The sequence below is a fragment of the Photobacterium minamisatsumaniensis genome (assembly GCF_050336695.1).
In the GTDB taxonomy this organism is placed as follows: Bacteria; Pseudomonadota; Gammaproteobacteria; order Enterobacterales; family Vibrionaceae; genus Photobacterium; species Photobacterium minamisatsumaniensis.
Window position 1 is genome coordinate 38,013 of the sequence record NZ_JAKJSI010000054.1, and the last position, 15,411, is coordinate 53,423.

General features: G+C 46.3%; 12 protein-coding genes and 4 tRNA genes. 1 reads left to right on the plus strand and 15 read right to left on the minus strand.

All coding sequences use genetic code 11. From position 1 onward, the window contains the following. Positions 1-161: 161 nt before the first annotated feature. From L4D78_RS24680 to L4D78_RS24730, 11 genes are all read right to left on the minus strand, one after another. Entirely contained in the window at positions 162-1,478 is a 1,317-nt protein-coding gene (locus L4D78_RS24680; protein WP_428469386.1) for an adenylosuccinate synthase, read from the minus strand. Between the two features lie 122 nt (positions 1,479-1,600). Beyond that, the gene (locus L4D78_RS24685; RefSeq protein WP_428469387.1) at positions 1,601-1,795 is read right to left on the minus strand and encodes a DUF2065 domain-containing protein; all 195 of its coding nucleotides are present in this window, start codon (positions 1,793-1,795) and stop codon (positions 1,601-1,603) included. Between the two features lie 105 nt (positions 1,796-1,900). Further along, entirely contained in the window at positions 1,901-2,899 is a 999-nt protein-coding gene (gene hflC, locus L4D78_RS24690; RefSeq protein WP_428469388.1) for a protease modulator HflC, read from the minus strand. A gap of 2 nt (positions 2,900-2,901) precedes the next feature. Beyond that, positions 2,902-4,062, minus strand: coding sequence for an FtsH protease activity modulator HflK (gene hflK / locus L4D78_RS24695; RefSeq protein ID WP_428469389.1), 1,161 nt, complete (start codon positions 4,060-4,062; stop codon positions 2,902-2,904). Positions 4,063-4,119: 57 nt separating this feature from the next. Then, the gene (hflX, locus tag L4D78_RS24700; RefSeq protein ID WP_428469390.1) at positions 4,120-5,409 is read right to left on the minus strand and encodes a ribosome rescue GTPase HflX; all 1,290 of its coding nucleotides are present in this window, start codon (positions 5,407-5,409) and stop codon (positions 4,120-4,122) included. A gap of 26 nt (positions 5,410-5,435) precedes the next feature. Beyond that, complete coding sequence (gene hfq, locus L4D78_RS24705) at positions 5,436-5,705, minus strand: RNA chaperone Hfq (RefSeq protein WP_428459426.1); 270 nt, start codon at positions 5,703-5,705, stop codon at positions 5,436-5,438. An 86-nt stretch (positions 5,706-5,791) separates the two neighbouring features. Beyond that, a complete protein-coding gene (gene miaA / locus L4D78_RS24710) occupies positions 5,792-6,727 on the minus strand; it encodes a tRNA (adenosine(37)-N6)-dimethylallyltransferase MiaA (RefSeq protein ID WP_428469391.1) in 936 nt (311 codons plus the stop codon). Then, positions 6,720-8,837, minus strand: a complete 2,118-nt coding sequence (gene mutL / locus L4D78_RS24715; RefSeq protein WP_428469392.1) for a DNA mismatch repair endonuclease MutL — start codon at positions 8,835-8,837, stop codon at positions 6,720-6,722. Before mutL ends, miaA begins: the two co-directional genes overlap by 8 nt. A gap of 2 nt (positions 8,838-8,839) precedes the next feature. After that, positions 8,840-10,729 (minus strand): LysM peptidoglycan-binding domain-containing protein, encoded by a 1,890-nt coding sequence (locus L4D78_RS24720; RefSeq protein WP_428469393.1) that lies wholly within the window; start codon positions 10,727-10,729, stop codon positions 8,840-8,842. A gap of 4 nt (positions 10,730-10,733) precedes the next feature. After that, the gene (gene tsaE / locus L4D78_RS24725) at positions 10,734-11,198 is read right to left on the minus strand and encodes a tRNA (adenosine(37)-N6)-threonylcarbamoyltransferase complex ATPase subunit type 1 TsaE (protein ID WP_428469394.1); all 465 of its coding nucleotides are present in this window, start codon (positions 11,196-11,198) and stop codon (positions 10,734-10,736) included. Then, positions 11,198-12,694 carry an NAD(P)H-hydrate dehydratase gene (locus L4D78_RS24730; RefSeq protein ID WP_428469395.1) on the minus strand — a complete coding sequence of 499 codons (1,497 nt, stop codon included), beginning with the start codon at positions 12,692-12,694 and terminating at the stop codon, positions 11,198-11,200. Before L4D78_RS24730 ends, tsaE begins: the two co-directional genes overlap by 1 nt. A gap of 210 nt (positions 12,695-12,904) precedes the next feature. Between L4D78_RS24730 and queG the strand changes: the two genes are divergently transcribed. After that, positions 12,905-14,038 (plus strand): tRNA epoxyqueuosine(34) reductase QueG, encoded by a 1,134-nt coding sequence (gene queG, locus L4D78_RS24735; protein ID WP_428469397.1) that lies wholly within the window; start codon positions 12,905-12,907, stop codon positions 14,036-14,038. An 845-nt stretch (positions 14,039-14,883) separates the two neighbouring features. Here the strand turns inward: queG and L4D78_RS24740 are convergent. From L4D78_RS24740 to L4D78_RS24755, 4 genes are all read right to left on the minus strand, one after another. Further along, a tRNA-Gly gene (locus L4D78_RS24740) sits at positions 14,884-14,959 on the minus strand. A 24-nt stretch (positions 14,960-14,983) separates the two neighbouring features. Continuing rightward, a tRNA-Met gene (locus tag L4D78_RS24745) sits at positions 14,984-15,060 on the minus strand. A 73-nt stretch (positions 15,061-15,133) separates the two neighbouring features. Then, positions 15,134-15,209: transfer RNA gene (locus L4D78_RS24750), tRNA-Gly, on the minus strand. A 24-nt stretch (positions 15,210-15,233) separates the two neighbouring features. After that, positions 15,234-15,310: transfer RNA gene (locus L4D78_RS24755), tRNA-Met, on the minus strand. Positions 15,311-15,411 lie beyond the last annotated feature (101 nt).

The following is a 15,411-nucleotide window of genomic DNA, read 5'->3' on the forward strand; positions in this document are numbered from 1 at the left end:
ATTTTTTTGCCGAGTTAACACTTAGCTTGAAAGTTTTTTTGACGCAACTAAGAAGGCACCGTTTTGGAAGCGGGGTCCACAATGGGATGATGATATGGAGATGATAAAAACAAAAAAGCCAACCCGTAGGCTGGCTTTTCATTCAAGGTAGCTAAACGCTATTATTCACCGTATGGGTGAACCTTGATGATAGTTTCGTTACGGTCAGGACCAGTAGAAACGATATCAATTGGTACGCCTGTTAGCTCTTCGATACGCGCGATGTAATCAAGAGCAGCTTGTGGAAGCGCGTCTAGTGACTTAGCACCGAATGTCTTTTCAGACCAACCAGGAACTGTTTCGTAGATTAGCTCTAGATCTTCGTAAGCGTCAGCCGCCATTGGAGATACTTCTAGAATTTCGCCAGTCTTAGTTTTGTAACCCGTACAGATCTTAAGTTCTTTTAAGCCATCCAATACATCTAGCTTAGTTAGGCAAAAACCTGAGATTGAGTTGATTTGTACTGCACGACGCATAGCAACTGCATCAAACCAACCAGTACGACGTAGGCGACCTGTAGTGGCGCCAAATTCATTACCAACATCACCCAGGTGCTTACCTACTGGGTCTTGCTTATCCAGACCATCGTATAACTCAGTCGGGAATGGACCCGCACCTACACGTGTACAGTATGCTTTCGCGATACCGAGGATATAGCCAAGGTGACGAGGACCGAAACCAGAACCTGCAGCAACACCACCAGCAGTTGTGTTTGAAGAGGTTACGTACGGGTAAGTACCGTGGTCGATATCAAGTAGTGTACCTTGCGCACCTTCGAACATGATCTTGTCGCCGCGTAGACGAGCATCATCAAGTTCTTTCGTTACGTCGATAACCATAGAAGTAAGAAGATCAGCCTGAGACATGATTTTCTCAAGTACTTCTTCGTAACTTACAGGTTCAGCATTGTAGTAATGCTCAAGCTGGAAGTTATGGTAAGCCATGACTTCTTTAAGCTTCTCAGCAAATGCTTCTTTGTCAAACAAGTCACCAACGCGTAGACCGCGACGAGCAACTTTATCTTCGTACGCTGGACCGATACCACGGCCAGTTGTACCGATAGCTTTTTTACCACGAGCGATTTCACGCGCTTGGTCAAGAGCAATATGGTATGGAAGAATTAGCGGACAAGCTTCTGACAAGAACAGACGTTCGCGCACAGGGATACCACGTTCTTCTAGTGGGCCCATTTCATTCATCAGCGCGTCAGGAGAAAGTACAACACCGTTACCGATGATGCATTTAACGTTGTCACGTAGGATACCTGATGGGATCAGGTGAAGGACTGTTTTTTTACCGTCAATGACAAGTGTGTGACCTGCATTATGGCCACCTTGGTAGCGTACTACATACTTTGCATCTTCAGTCAAAAGATCTACGATCTTACCCTTACCTTCGTCACCCCATTGGGTGCCAAGAACGACTACATTATTTGCCATCTTTCTTCGTCTATCAGTAGTTAAAAAAGGATTCTAGCACCTTCAACGTCGCCTTGCAGTCATTTTTTGACCATAGGCCTATTTACTGCAAGAAGAGTGTCACGATAAAGTGCTATGACGATTTACATATTCACGTACATCCTATAGGCGATAACACTGCCCGCAGCCACCAAACATCCACCAATACGGCGTAATGTATTATCATCCTGCTGGCTGAGCTGACTCACCATATTTCGCCACCCTTGTGGTGCCAATAGTGGACCAAGCCCTTCAAAAACCAATACTAAACCCAAAGCTAACCAAATAGAACTCGCCATACTGACTCCAAAAATCCCGAAAAACCACAGGTACTATACTCGCCTTCAAATAGCAGGTAAAAAAAAAGCAAGACCGAAGTCTTGCTTTTTTAATCTCGGTTTCGCTTAGTTTGAAGCGCCCGATGAATCTTTCATATATCTAAAGAAATCAGTATTTGGGTCAATGACCAAAATGTCACTCTTCGAGTTGAAACTTTCCTCATAAGCTTTCAATGAACGCAAGAAGCCATAAAACTCCGGGTTCTGATTGAATGCTTCTGAGTATATTTCAGCTGTTCGTGCATCTGCCGTACCACGGACAACTAAAGCTTGACGGTTGGCATCAGACAAAATCTTAGCCACTTCCAGTTCAGACTGTGCGCGGATAACTTCAGCTTTCTCACGACCTTGAGCACGATATTTACGCGCCACGGATTCACGCTCAGCACGAATACGACGGTAAATAGACTCACTGATCTCGTCAGGTAAGTTGACTTTCTTCATTCGGAAATCAACAACACTAACACCCAAATCTTTCATCGCACTTACTTGAATTTCAGCAAGTACGTTATCCATGATTTGGTCACGCTGACCTTCAACTTCTTTACGCGGTGCAACTTCAGCAACAATTTCTGTCGCTGGAGCGTCATCAAGTTCAGAAATGGCAGTGGTCTCCTGACCTTGATTACGATCAGGGCCCGATACAATCTGCTTAATTTCACGAGAACCAATTTCAGCACGCAGGCTATCAATCACTTTACGCTTCAATAGTGCTTCTGCGGTAGAAACATCGCCTCCACCCGTCGTCAAATAATACTGACCGAAATCTTCGATACGCCATTTCACATAGGTATCAATAATGACGTCTTTTTTCTCTGACGTTACAAAACGGTCGGCTTGATCATCCATAGTTTGGATACGTGCATCTAGCGGACGAACTTGATCAAACACAGGCACTTTAAAGTGCAAACCAGGCTCATAAATACGAGTCGCGTCAGTGTTCGCATCTTTCAAAATACGACCAAATCTGACCACAATACCACGCTCACCTTCTTGTACTACGAACATCGACATCAGCAACGTAGCAATAAAGATGACAATCACTGGGATCATTAACTTACGCATAATTAATATCTCCCTTGACGACCAGTATCTGCACGTGGAGACGTGGAGACTGGTGTGGTAGTTTCGACTTTTTCAAGCTCGATGCCATAAGAACCGCTTGATGTCTCGCTCTTAGCCTTACCGCTTTGACCTGATGAGTTCATCAGCTTATCTAAAGGCAAATACAACAAGTTACCGCTTGAGTTCGAATCAATCATCACCTTGCTAGTATTACTGTAAACACGTTCCATCGTTTCTAGGTATAAACGATTACGCGTTACTTCTTCAGCAGCCAGATATTGAGGTAGTAGTTTTGTAAACTGGGCAACCTCACCGAGCGCACCGTTGATCGCTTTCTCAGAATAACCTTCTGCTTCTTTCTTCAGACGCTCAGCACGACCCGTTGCCTTCGGCAAAATATCGTTACTATAAGCTTCCGCTTCACGAACAAAACGCTCTTCATCTTCTCGCGCAGCCACTGCATCATCAAACGCGTCTTTAACCGCTTCTGGTGGACGTGCTGACTGGAAGTTTACATCGACAACAAAGATACCCATGTCATAATTCTGGATAATCTTATCGATAGCTTCCTGCGTATGAGCACGAATGACCTGACGGCCCGTCGTCAACGCTTCATCCATCGTTGAGTCACCAATAACAGCACGAAGTGCAGAATCGGTGGCCTGACGTAGGCTGTCGTCAGCATTCGTTACGCTGAACAGGTATTTATTTGCATCAGAAACACGGTACTGAACATCCATCTCGATTTGCAGTACGTTTTCATCTTTTGTCAGCATCAAACCTGAACTACGTAAAGAGCGGATCGCCTGAATATTGACGGGTGTGACTTCGTCAACAAACGTTGGCTTCCAGTTCAAACCAGGATCGACCATTTCGTAAAACTTACCGAAGCGTAAAACCACGCCACGTTCTGCTTCACCAATGGTGTAGAAACCAGAGAAACCCCATACCGCAGTAGCAAGCACTGCAATTACCCCTAAACCAGCAGCACTACCGCCAGTTGAAGGCCCTTTTTTATTTCCAAAAATACCACCAAATTTACGACTTAGTTTAGAGAAAACTTCATCAAGGTCTGGTGGACCTTGTTCTCGACCACCGCGATTATTGTTACCCCAAGGGTCTTTATCACGGCCACCGTTGTTACCAGGCTCATTCCACGCCATTATAGAACTCCATCAACATGATATGACGACAGTTTTTCTTATTACTCTAGCAGTCCATTAAGCAACGATAAAGTCATCTAACGAAGTACTTTCCCTTTTTTGTAACCGAGACCACTCTGCCAACGGTAGACGGATATCGATTTTCAGGCTGCCGTCAGTGTCATATTCTTCGCTGACAATACAACCCAATTGATAAAACTTACTCCGATAGCGACCAATATACTGCGGTGGCAGACACAGAGTATGCTTTACCATGGTTCCGGATAGGCGTTCGGTTAAGGCTTCAAACAGTAAATCAATACCGACCCCTTCCATCGCTGATACCCAAACCCGACGCGGCACGCCGTCGTCGTCTCTTTCAATGCGCGGCTGCGCCCCTTCTAAGTTGTCAATTTTGTTCATGACAAGCAAAGTCGGCACTTCACTGGCGTCAATTTCTTCTAATACGCTATCAACCGCTTCAATATTTTCACGAAAGCGATCATCACTCGCGTCCACCACATGCAGTAGCAAGCTGGCATCTTGAGTTTCTTTTAAGGTCGCCTTAAACGCCGCCACCAAATCATGGGGCAAGTGTCTAATGAAACCTACAGTATCAGCTAAAATTGACGTTCCAACATCGGCAACATCGATCTTACGCAAGGTAGGATCTAGCGTTGCAAATAGTTGATCGGCAGCATATACCCCGGCATCTGTTACTCGGTTAAACAAGGTCGATTTACCCGCATTGGTATAACCTACCAGTGAAATCGTCGGGATCTCAGCACGGTTACGTGCTCGACGACCCTGATCGCGCTGCTTCGCCACTTTTTCAAGACGACGTAAAATCGTTTTGATTCGGTCTCGTAACAAGCGTCGGTCAGTTTCTAACTGAGTTTCACCCGGTCCCCGTAAACCAATCCCGCCCTTCTGTCGTTCAAGGTGGGTCCAGCCTCGGATCAATCGAGTGGAGATATGACGCAACTGTGCTAATTCGACTTGTAATTTACCCTCATGGGTACGTGCGCGTTGGGCAAAGATATCCAGGATCAAACCTGTCCGATCTAATACCCTGCATTTACAAATCTGCTCCAGATTTCGCTCTTGCGCTGGAGATAGAGAGTGGTTGAATATTACGATGTCGGCCTCTTCAGCCCGAACCGCTTCGGCAATTTCCTGCGCTTTACCTTCTCCCACGTAATATTTAGGGTGGGGAGTTTTGCGACTACCTGTAACCACATGTAGTGCATTTACCCCCGCAGAGGAGACCAGCATTTCAAATTCGCTTAAGTCTTCCCATTCCCCTTCTTGCGTGAAGTTGATATGAACAAGAATTGCCTGCTCACCGGATTCATAACGGTCAAACAAGCAATCAACTCCTTATTGAAGAAGAATTATTCTTCAGTTTTTTCCTGTGAACGCTCAGTAGGTGCCGGACGGTCACCTGCATGGTGGTGGTTTACTGGACGAGCAGGAACCACCGTAGAGATAGCATGCTTGTATACCATCTGGTTAACAGTATTCTTCAATAGGATCACAAACTGATCAAAAGACTCAATCTGACCTTGCAGCTTAATGCCGTTAACTAGGTAGATTGATACTGGGATTCTTTCACGACGCAAAGCGTTCAAAAACGGGTCTTGCAAAGATTGCCCCTTAGCCATTATTACTTTTCCTTATTTGTTTGTAGTTGTAGTTAGCAACGAACAACATTAAAAATACGCAAAACAGTAACCAGTATACACGTTAATCAAACGTCACATCTAATTGAGTTTGTGACCGTTTGTAACGCACTTTCTACGTCACTGCTATCCAACCACGTCAGTTCTTTCCAGCTTCTCAACCAGGTGATCTGACGCTTCGCCAATTGACGAGTCGCGCAAATTCCACGGAAAACCGCTTCATCCAAATCGCACTTCCCATCCAAATATTCCCACATCTGACGGTAGCCGACACAACGGATTGAAGGTAGATCTTGGTGCAGATCTCCTCGTTCATACAAAGCACGAACTTCCTGTTCAAAACCTGCTTCGATCATTTTTTCAAAACGTTGTTCGATCCGCTGATGCAGAACAGCCCTGTCCGTGGGCGTTATTGCAAATTGGTGAACCCTGTAAGGTAAGGTATCACCTTGAATTTTCGTAAGCTCTGTTAAAGTTTTACCCGAAATACGGAAAACTTCCAATGCGCGTGACAAACGCTGAGGATCATTCGGGTGAATGCGAGCCCCTGATACGGGATCAATCCGTACTAATTCCTCATGTAAAACCTGCCACCCCTTTTCTTCCGCCTCTTGCTCAATTTGAGCTCGAATCACCGGATCAGCAGCAGGCAAAGGTGACAAACCTTCCAATAATGCCTTGTAGTACAACATCGTACCGCCAACTAACATTGGTATTCGCCCTGCTGCAACTATATCAGCCATTTCTTTCAGTGCATCAGCACGAAAGTCTGCAGCTGAATAACTTTGCGCTGGATCACGAATATCGATCAAGCGGTGAGGTGCTAAGGCAAGTTCTTGGGCGTCGGGCTTCGCAGTACCGATGTCCATATCTTTATAGATAAGGGCTGAATCGACACTTATCAACTCCACTGGCAGTTCTTGGCGCAAACGAATGGCCAAATTTGTTTTTCCAGATGCAGTCGGCCCCATTAAAAAAATGGCCTGTGGTAATGGCTTAGTCATAGTTAAATGCTTCTATTGCTGTACTCACATCGACGGAGCGCAGCAAATTTGGATAATAATTTTCAAGTTCGCCGCCCCATAATTGCTCAAGCTCGGTGACGAGCTGAATGGCTTGCGACAAACTATAAGATTCAGTTGGGATCACCAGTTGCTGTGCCAGCCATTCAAGTAATTTGTCCCATCCTTGTGCCTCAGGGTCTTCAGCAATAGCGGCAAGATAACCAACCAGCGCTGGGATCAATTGCTGTAGGTTCTGCTGCCTTAATGGTTGGCAGACCGACATAATGATCAAATGGGTCTTACCCTTCGCTTTTAACTGAATACCTAACTGTTTGAGCAGTAAGGCATGTTGCTCTGCACAGTCTATCATACCCGCTTCAACAGGTACTGAATGAGGTATAAGCAATGGCTGTGGTTTTAGGCCCTCAGTTTGCGCTAAACGCAATTGCCCTTTGACACGCAGCTTCAATGCTAGGTCAAGCGCAAGCAACGCAACACCATCATCACGATTTAAGAGCAAATATCGTTGTTTAACAAGACATAATGCTTTGCCTAACCCCACACCATTGGTGGTATCGATAGCATCCTGACGGGTCTGTTGCATAGCTTCACTGCGCGTGGCTTGTTCAGTGGGCTGCATTACCGGGATCGGCGACGCTGTCCTTTGCTGTAAAACCGGTTGGGAAGGGGTCGAGTGAGGCTGAGCACCTTGAATCGAACTAACATGGTCAGTGACTGGATCAGCCTCTACTGTTTCCATTAACTGCTGATAGGCAGCAACTTCTTGCTCCGTTGGCCCGTCGTCATTATAACGAGTAGCCCCTGCCTTTCCACCTGAGCTTGATGATTGCGGTTTCACATCGCGCGGTAACCCGACAGGCTCTTGACGATGATAATCACGCCCTGCACCTCTTGGTGAGGATGGGCTTGGCTCTGACGACAACCACTCGCGCGCTGGCGCTTTGTTCGGATAATCCGGCGTGTTTGCCGCTGCAGTCAACACTGTATCCGGCTCTGACACTGAATATGACGGTGTAGACGTAGATGCATATTCTGCCGCTTGTGCACTTGCTCGGGGCTGAGGAGGGGCAACAACGGCACCATACTCATCACTCCCTTGGATCAGTGCACTCTGTAAACCTTGGCAAATAAAATCATGGACCAAGCGGGATTGATGAAAACGAACTTCGTGCTTTGCTGGGTGCACGTTCACATCCACTTGATGCGGGTCAACCTCGATAAATAAAGCATAAGCGGCATATTGTTCTGGCGCTAAACTGCCTTCATAGGCTTGACGGATTGCGTGGTTGATTAGCTTATCTTTCATCATTCGGCCATTCACATAACAATATTGAATATCATTTTGTGAACGTGCACCTTGCGGACTACAAATCCAACCAGACAATTTTAAATCACCATGTGCAAGTTCTACTTCAAGCGCATGATTAAGAAATTGCCCACCGCATACTGCTGCCAAACGACGTTCTTTCTGCACCTGAGTATTTGCTTCTCGGTACTGACGAATCATCTTACCATTGTGTCTTAGGTTGATCGTGACATCCATCCGGCTTAATGCGATGCGCTTTAGCAGCTCATCGATATGGCCAAATTCAGTCTTTTCGGTACGGAGAAATTTGCGACGAGCAGGAGTATTAAAAAACAAATCCAAGGCTTCAAGCGTAGTGCCTACGGGATGCGCTGCGGGTTTCAACTGCACATCCATATCACGCCCTTCGGCATAAGCCGACCACGCTTCTTCTTGATCGGCAGTACGGGACGTCAGGGTTAGCCGTGACACCGAACTAATACTGGCAAGCGCCTCGCCCCTAAAACCAAGGCTGACAATGGCTTCAAGATCATCGAGCGATGCTATTTTCGATGTTGCATGGCGACTTAATGCCAGACTGAGCTCGTCTTTGGGAATCCCTTTGCCATTATCTCGAATACGGATCGTGCGACTGCCCCCCTTATCGATATCAATATCGATGCGGGTTGCCCCGGCATCAAGGCTGTTTTCAACCAGCTCTTTGACCACCGACGCAGGTCGCTCTACCACCTCACCAGCAGCAATTTGGTTCGCCAAACGAGCTGGCAAGATCTGAATAGGCATAATTAACTACTCGGAATAGTAAGTTTTTGTCCAACCGCCAATTTGTCTGAGCGTAATTGGTTCGCTTCACGCAAACGACTGACAGTCACTCCATAGCGAGTGGCAATCTTACCGAGAAAATCACCCCGCTGCACGGTATGGACCACCGATACCGGGGCCTTCACTGAAATTCTCAGCTTTTGACCGATTGCGAGTTCATCGGAACGTAACTTGTTGTCACGCCTGATACTCGCGACCGTCACGCCATACTGGCTAGCAACTTTGCCAAGGAACTCACCGCGCTTCACCGTATGCGTCACTGTTTTGGTGGTTGTCGCTACAGCAGCCTTTGCTGGTGCCGTTACCGGGACGCTCACCGAAACTCTCAATTTTTGGCCAATGGCAAGTTCATCGGAACGTAACTTGTTATCACGTCTGATACTCGCGACTGTCACTCCATACTGGCTGGCTATCTTGCCCAGGAAGTCACCACTCGCCACTGTATGTGTCACCGTTTTGGTGGTTGTCGCAACAGCAGGTGTTGTGGGTGCCGTAACCGGGGCTTTACCCGGGATAGCCAACACCTGACCAACCTTCAAGGTATTCGACTTGAGGTTATTCGCCTGCTTTATGGCCGCAATAGACGTGCCGTAACGACTAGCAATCACACTAAGCGATTGCCCACTCGTGACTTTATGTTTCACCCCTTGCTGGCGAGAAGCAAACAGCGTCCCTTCCGGCGGCTTTGCATTAAAGTAAGCTAAGACCCCTTTATACACCGCATCAGATAGCTTGTTCTGATGCGACCTAGCATTCAATAATCGTTCTTCTTGTGGGTTAGTAATAAACCCTGTTTCAACCAACAACGATGGAATATCTGGTGACTTTAATACTGCGAGACTAGCATGCTCAGGCTTACTCTTATGCAAAGTAGTAACTTTACTTAGCTCTCGTAAAACCCGCGTTGCTACATCGTAGCCTTCTTTTTGCGAATGACTAAACTGGAGATCTAATACTGCCATACTCAAATATTGATCATCATTGCCACCCGACAACACGTCACCACCGCCTAATAGTTCTGACTGTTTTTCATGCTGTTCAAGCCAACGACCAATTTCACTGTTTGCTCGACGGGTATTCAGTACCCAAACAGAAGCTCCACGTGGTTGAGGTTTATGGAAGCCATCAGCATGAATAGAAACCAGTAAATGTGCTTTATTACTTCGGGCAATCTCTGAGCGTTTATTAAGGTTAACAAAATAATCGCCACTACGAGTCAGCACCCCTTTCATGCCGGGTGTGGCATTAATGCGGGCTAGGAGCTTTTTAGCCACATCGAGATTGACATTTTTTTCGTATTTACCTGTTGGTCCGATCGAACCGGGGTCTTCACCACCATGGCCAGGATCTATCGCAACAATAATATCATCAGTACCATAAGGTAATATCGCTTGCTGATTGGCGACAGGTTTTGCCGCTGTTGGCGTAACGGTTTTCACCGCCGCCTTCTTATGCGGTAAGTCCATGACCAAACGGTGGCTATAATGGCCATCAGGCGTTGGGGCTAATGTAAACAGCTTCGGGGTTGTACCCGTTTTGGTTTCGAACACCAAACGGTAAGTCCCTTTGGCGGGCGCACCGCTGCTGCGAATAGTCTTTAGTACCGCGCTGTCTTTAACAACAACGGGTAGCTTGGTTTTCAGTGTTGTCTGCTTAAGATCAACCACCAGACGATCAGGCTTAGTCAGGGTAAAATAGCTATAGTCAGCTTTTTCCTGCATATCAAGCACAACACGCGTTTCATCCGGTGCAGGCCAAACTCGAATTCCTTCTAGTTGATTAGCCATTGCCCATGAGCTGATAAATAGTCCAGCACCTAAAACTACAATATGAAAAAAAGCCCTTAACGACATCCTATCAACACAACTCCAAACGCTTGATTAATGCTTCACCATATTCATTATTGGCTGTAATTGTGACTTTTCGCTGTTCGCCTTCATAGCGCATATCCAGCTCTAGATCAGGGGCTGGTAACAAGCCATGCCCTCTTTCTGGCCACTCCACCAAACAAATGGCATCCGATGTGAAATAGTCACGGATTCCCATAAACTCGAGTTCTTCAGGATCGGCTAATCGATATAGATCAAAATGGTAAACCTGCCAAGGCGGTAATTCATAAGGTTCCACCAACGTATAAGTGGGACTCTTCACATTACCATTATGGCCCAAGGAACGAATAAAACCGCGACTAAATGTCGTTTTACCTGCACCAAGATCGCCATGAAGGTAAATGGTTGTTTGGCGATCACACGCATGTGCGAGTTGATAGCCCAAATTAACTGTGGCCTGCTCATCGGCAAGCAAGGTTTCGAATGTTTGCATTATGTTCTTAATTTCGGATTTACTAATTGTCGAATATGAGGGAATAAATCACTCGCAAGCATACCACGCTCACCATCTTTCGCGCATAGATCTGCTGCTAGGCTATGGATCAATACTCCAATCCTTGAGGCATCAGACAAGGTCAGCCCCTGCCCAGCCAAAGCACCAATAATACCTGAGAGTATATCCCCCATTCCTCCTGTCGCCATACCTGGATTGCCTGCGGTACATAACCAGCAGTCAGCACCATCATAGATCAGGCTTCCTGCACCTTTCAGTACCGCAACACCGCCATATTTATGCTGCAGTGCTTTAACCGCGGCGAAACGATCGGCTTCAATATCCGCGATTGTACATTGTAATAATCGGGCAGCTTCTCCTGGATGCGGCGTTATTATACGATTATTTTTATAGTCTGGTGAAAGTGCTAATAAGTTCAATCCATCGGCATCTAATACCATTTTTTTTTCGGAATGAGCAAAATAGAAAAAAAGTGCTTTGCTCCAATCCGACAATCCAAGCCCGGGACCGAGTACAACCACCTTTGCCCATGCCAACTTCTGACTCGCTTCGTGGGCTTTTTCTTGCCAACCTTGTGCCATTATTTCAGGTACAGCCGCAATAATTGACAATACATTGTCAGGTTGAGTTAGCACCGCCGTTAAACCAGCACCACTACGGGCAGCAGCTTCAGCCGCTAAACGGATCGCCCCTCCCATGCCACGATCACCGCCGACACATAAGATCCGACCATGATCCCCTTTATGCGCTGATCGTTTTCTTGATCCTAAACAGCTAACCAGATCATTACGAGTGACACGCTTTGTCGACGGTTGGCATATCGACTGAAACACCGATTCAACCTCTAAGCCAGCCAAAATAAGTTCACCAACATAGTTCACCGCTTGCCCCGTTAACAAACCTTGCTTACAACCAATAAATGTTATGGTGGCCTGAGCCTTTATTGCTCCGCCTAACACTTGTCCTGTATCGGCACACACTCCGGAAGGGGTATCAACGGCAATAACAGGCAAGCAAGACATATTAATCGCTTTAATCAGTTCAAGCGCATTGGGTCGGACTAAACCCGTAAGCCCAATCCCCAGTATCGCATCAATGACGACGCCCACTGATTCAGGAAGGCACGGCTCCGGTTTCAAAATATGACCGCCAGCCGCCAACCACGCTTGCTTCGCCTTCGCGGCATCACCGGTTAATTGAGTGGGATCCCCAACGTGCCAAACCCTTACCGAATAACCCGCCAACAACGCAAGCCGTGCAACCACATAGCCATCACCACCATTATTGCCCCCACCACAACACACTAAAATGTCAGTCGAAGAAGGAAAGGCCTCAGTCATATAATCAAATACTGCAAGCCCAGCACGCTCCATCAGGCAGTACAGATCAAGGTTCATCAAGCGGGCTGCTTGCCTTTCTCCTTGGCGTACTTGTTCGGCCAAATACAGTTGAGTGGGCAGTTCTGCTCGGTCCATAATCCCTTCCTCGTAGGCCAGAAAATCAAATACCATTGTTCATTCGTTGTTCTGCCGATAGTGCCGAATTCCAACTACAGACACAATCACCACATGAGCGAATACAGCTCGATCTCACTTGTTTAAGTTAATTGGTTACTGTAATTGCACGCACCAGCTAAAATGATTGTGGTACACTTCCGCCCCCAATTGAGCCAAGTACCAAACACCATGACTATCGATTACCGCGATCTCACCATAAAAATCAAGCAATGGGGCCAAGAACTTGGTTTCCAGCATGTCGGGATCTGCGATATTGATTTACAGCAACACGAAGTTCAGCTCCAGCGCTGGCTCGATGCCGGCTATCATGGTGATATGGACTGGATGGCTCGACATGGCATGATGCGTGCGCGTCCCGATGAACTTCATCCTGGAACCGTTCGAGTGATCAGCGTGAGAATGGATTACCTTCCACCAGATGCTAGCTTTGCCAAGAGCCTCAATAACCCTGATACCGCTTATATTAGTCGTTACTCACTTGGGCGTGATTATCACAAGTTGATCCGCAACCGCCTTAAGCGGCTTGGGCAACTTATCGAACAAGAGGTTGGGCCATTCGGCTACCGTCCTTTTGTTGACTCTGCACCTATATTAGAACGTCCATTAGCCGAAAAAGCTGGACTGGGTTGGACAGGCAAACACTCTTTACTACTCAGTAAAGAAGCTGGCTCATGGTTTTTTCTTGGTGAATTGTTAATTGACTTGCCCCTACCGGTAGATACCCCAGAGACTGATCAATGCGGGAAATGTGTTGCCTGCATGACAAGTTGCCCTACTGGGGCGATTGTCAAAGAAGGTGTTGTCGATGCGAGACGCTGCATCTCATATCTCACCATCGAGTATGACGGCATTATTCCAGAAGAGTTTCGTGAAGCCATTGGCAACCGTATATATGGCTGTGATGACTGCCAGCTAGTCTGTCCATTTAATCGCTTTTCCAATTTAACGGAAGAGCAAGATTACCATTGTCGGGACTCACTCAACCAACAACCGCTGACCGCATTGTTCCAATGGACAGAATCACAGTTTCTTAAAAATACAGAAGGGTCAGCTATTCGCCGCATTGGTCACTTACAGTGGCTTCGTAATTTAACTATCGCCATGGGAAATGCACCTTATGATGCCAATATCATTGATGTGTTAATGCAACGCCTTGATGATAATGAATTACTTGATATCCATATCAACTGGGCACTGGAGCAACAACAAAAACGCCGCCAAGTTGACGCTATCGCAGTTCTTCCAGGAAAAACCAAACGGCTCATCAGAATTGTAGAAAAAGGCCTTCCACGAGACGCGTAAACCTTATTAGCCGTCACCCATCCTGCAAAATACCCAACCCTAGTAGCACAAAATGAGAGCTGAGCCAAAATTCAGCTCTAATGTGGAAAACATTTTCATCTATTCCCATTTATACCCAGATGGAAATATTAAACACAGGTGAAAATCATCCCGCTAAAAAAAGTTATCCAATCACTCAGCAAATGGATCTAGTTGTATATAAAGTTGGGATAAAAGTATTAATTATTTTTAAAATCAACAATTTAAACTGTTGATAATTTACCAACAGTTTTTGACTTTTGTGTATGATAAAAGATAATTACAGACTTGTTCACACGGTCTCAGCACACGTATCAACTAACTTACCCACAAGCTGTTTTTGTGGATAAGTCTGTGTACGATCGTGACAATTTAGCCTAACAAAGGGCATTAGCCCAATAATGGCAAGGCATTCCAGCTAAATGAGACTGGGATAAATAGAGCGGATACGATTCACATAGCCCTGTTGGTAACCATCCGGTTATCCATTACTTATTCAAAGAGCATGTGTCGTCAATTGACAGCGATACATCAGGTATCGACTACAGAGCATAGTTACATTTGCGTCATAACGACAAACAGCCAATAAAGGCTGTAAAGCAAATCTTAAATGATGTAGTTGAAGCTGCTTGCTTCTTAGCGTTCCCGATAACAATTGTTATGGAACATTTGGGCAACACACAAGGCCATCGGTAGTCGAGTAACCTAGGAATGCTGCATTTTGAACTAATACTTCACAGTAGTAGCTTTGCCGTACCTATGCATTATGCAGTGGCAGCAGAGTCAGAGTATCACAATGAGTTAGTCATTATGATGCTCATAGAATTTGGAGCGACACATCGGGTTCGAACCGATGACCTCAACCTTGGCAAGGTTGCGCTCTACCAACTGAGCTAGTGTCGCATTCTTGTATCTCAACAAGTAAATTGGTTGCGGGAGCTGGATTTGAACCAACGACCTTCGGGTTATGAGCCCGACGAGCTACCAAGCTGCTCCATCCCGCGTCCGATTTATATCTCACCGTTTAAGTACGGTAACAACTATTGTTCTCACAGTCAGTGACTGAAAAAACCAATTTGGAGCGACACATCGGGTTCGAACCGATGACCTCAACCTTGGCAAGGTTGCGCTCTACCAACTGAGCTAGTGTCGCATTCTTGTATTTCAACAAGTAAATTGGTTGCGGGAGCTGGATTTGAACCAACGACCTTCGGGTTATGAGCCCGACGAGCTACCAARCTGCTCCATCCCGCGTCCGATTTATATCTCACCGTTTAAGTACGGTAACAACTATTGTTCTCACAGTCAGTGACTGAAAAAACCAATTTGGAGCGACACATCGGGTTCGAACCGAT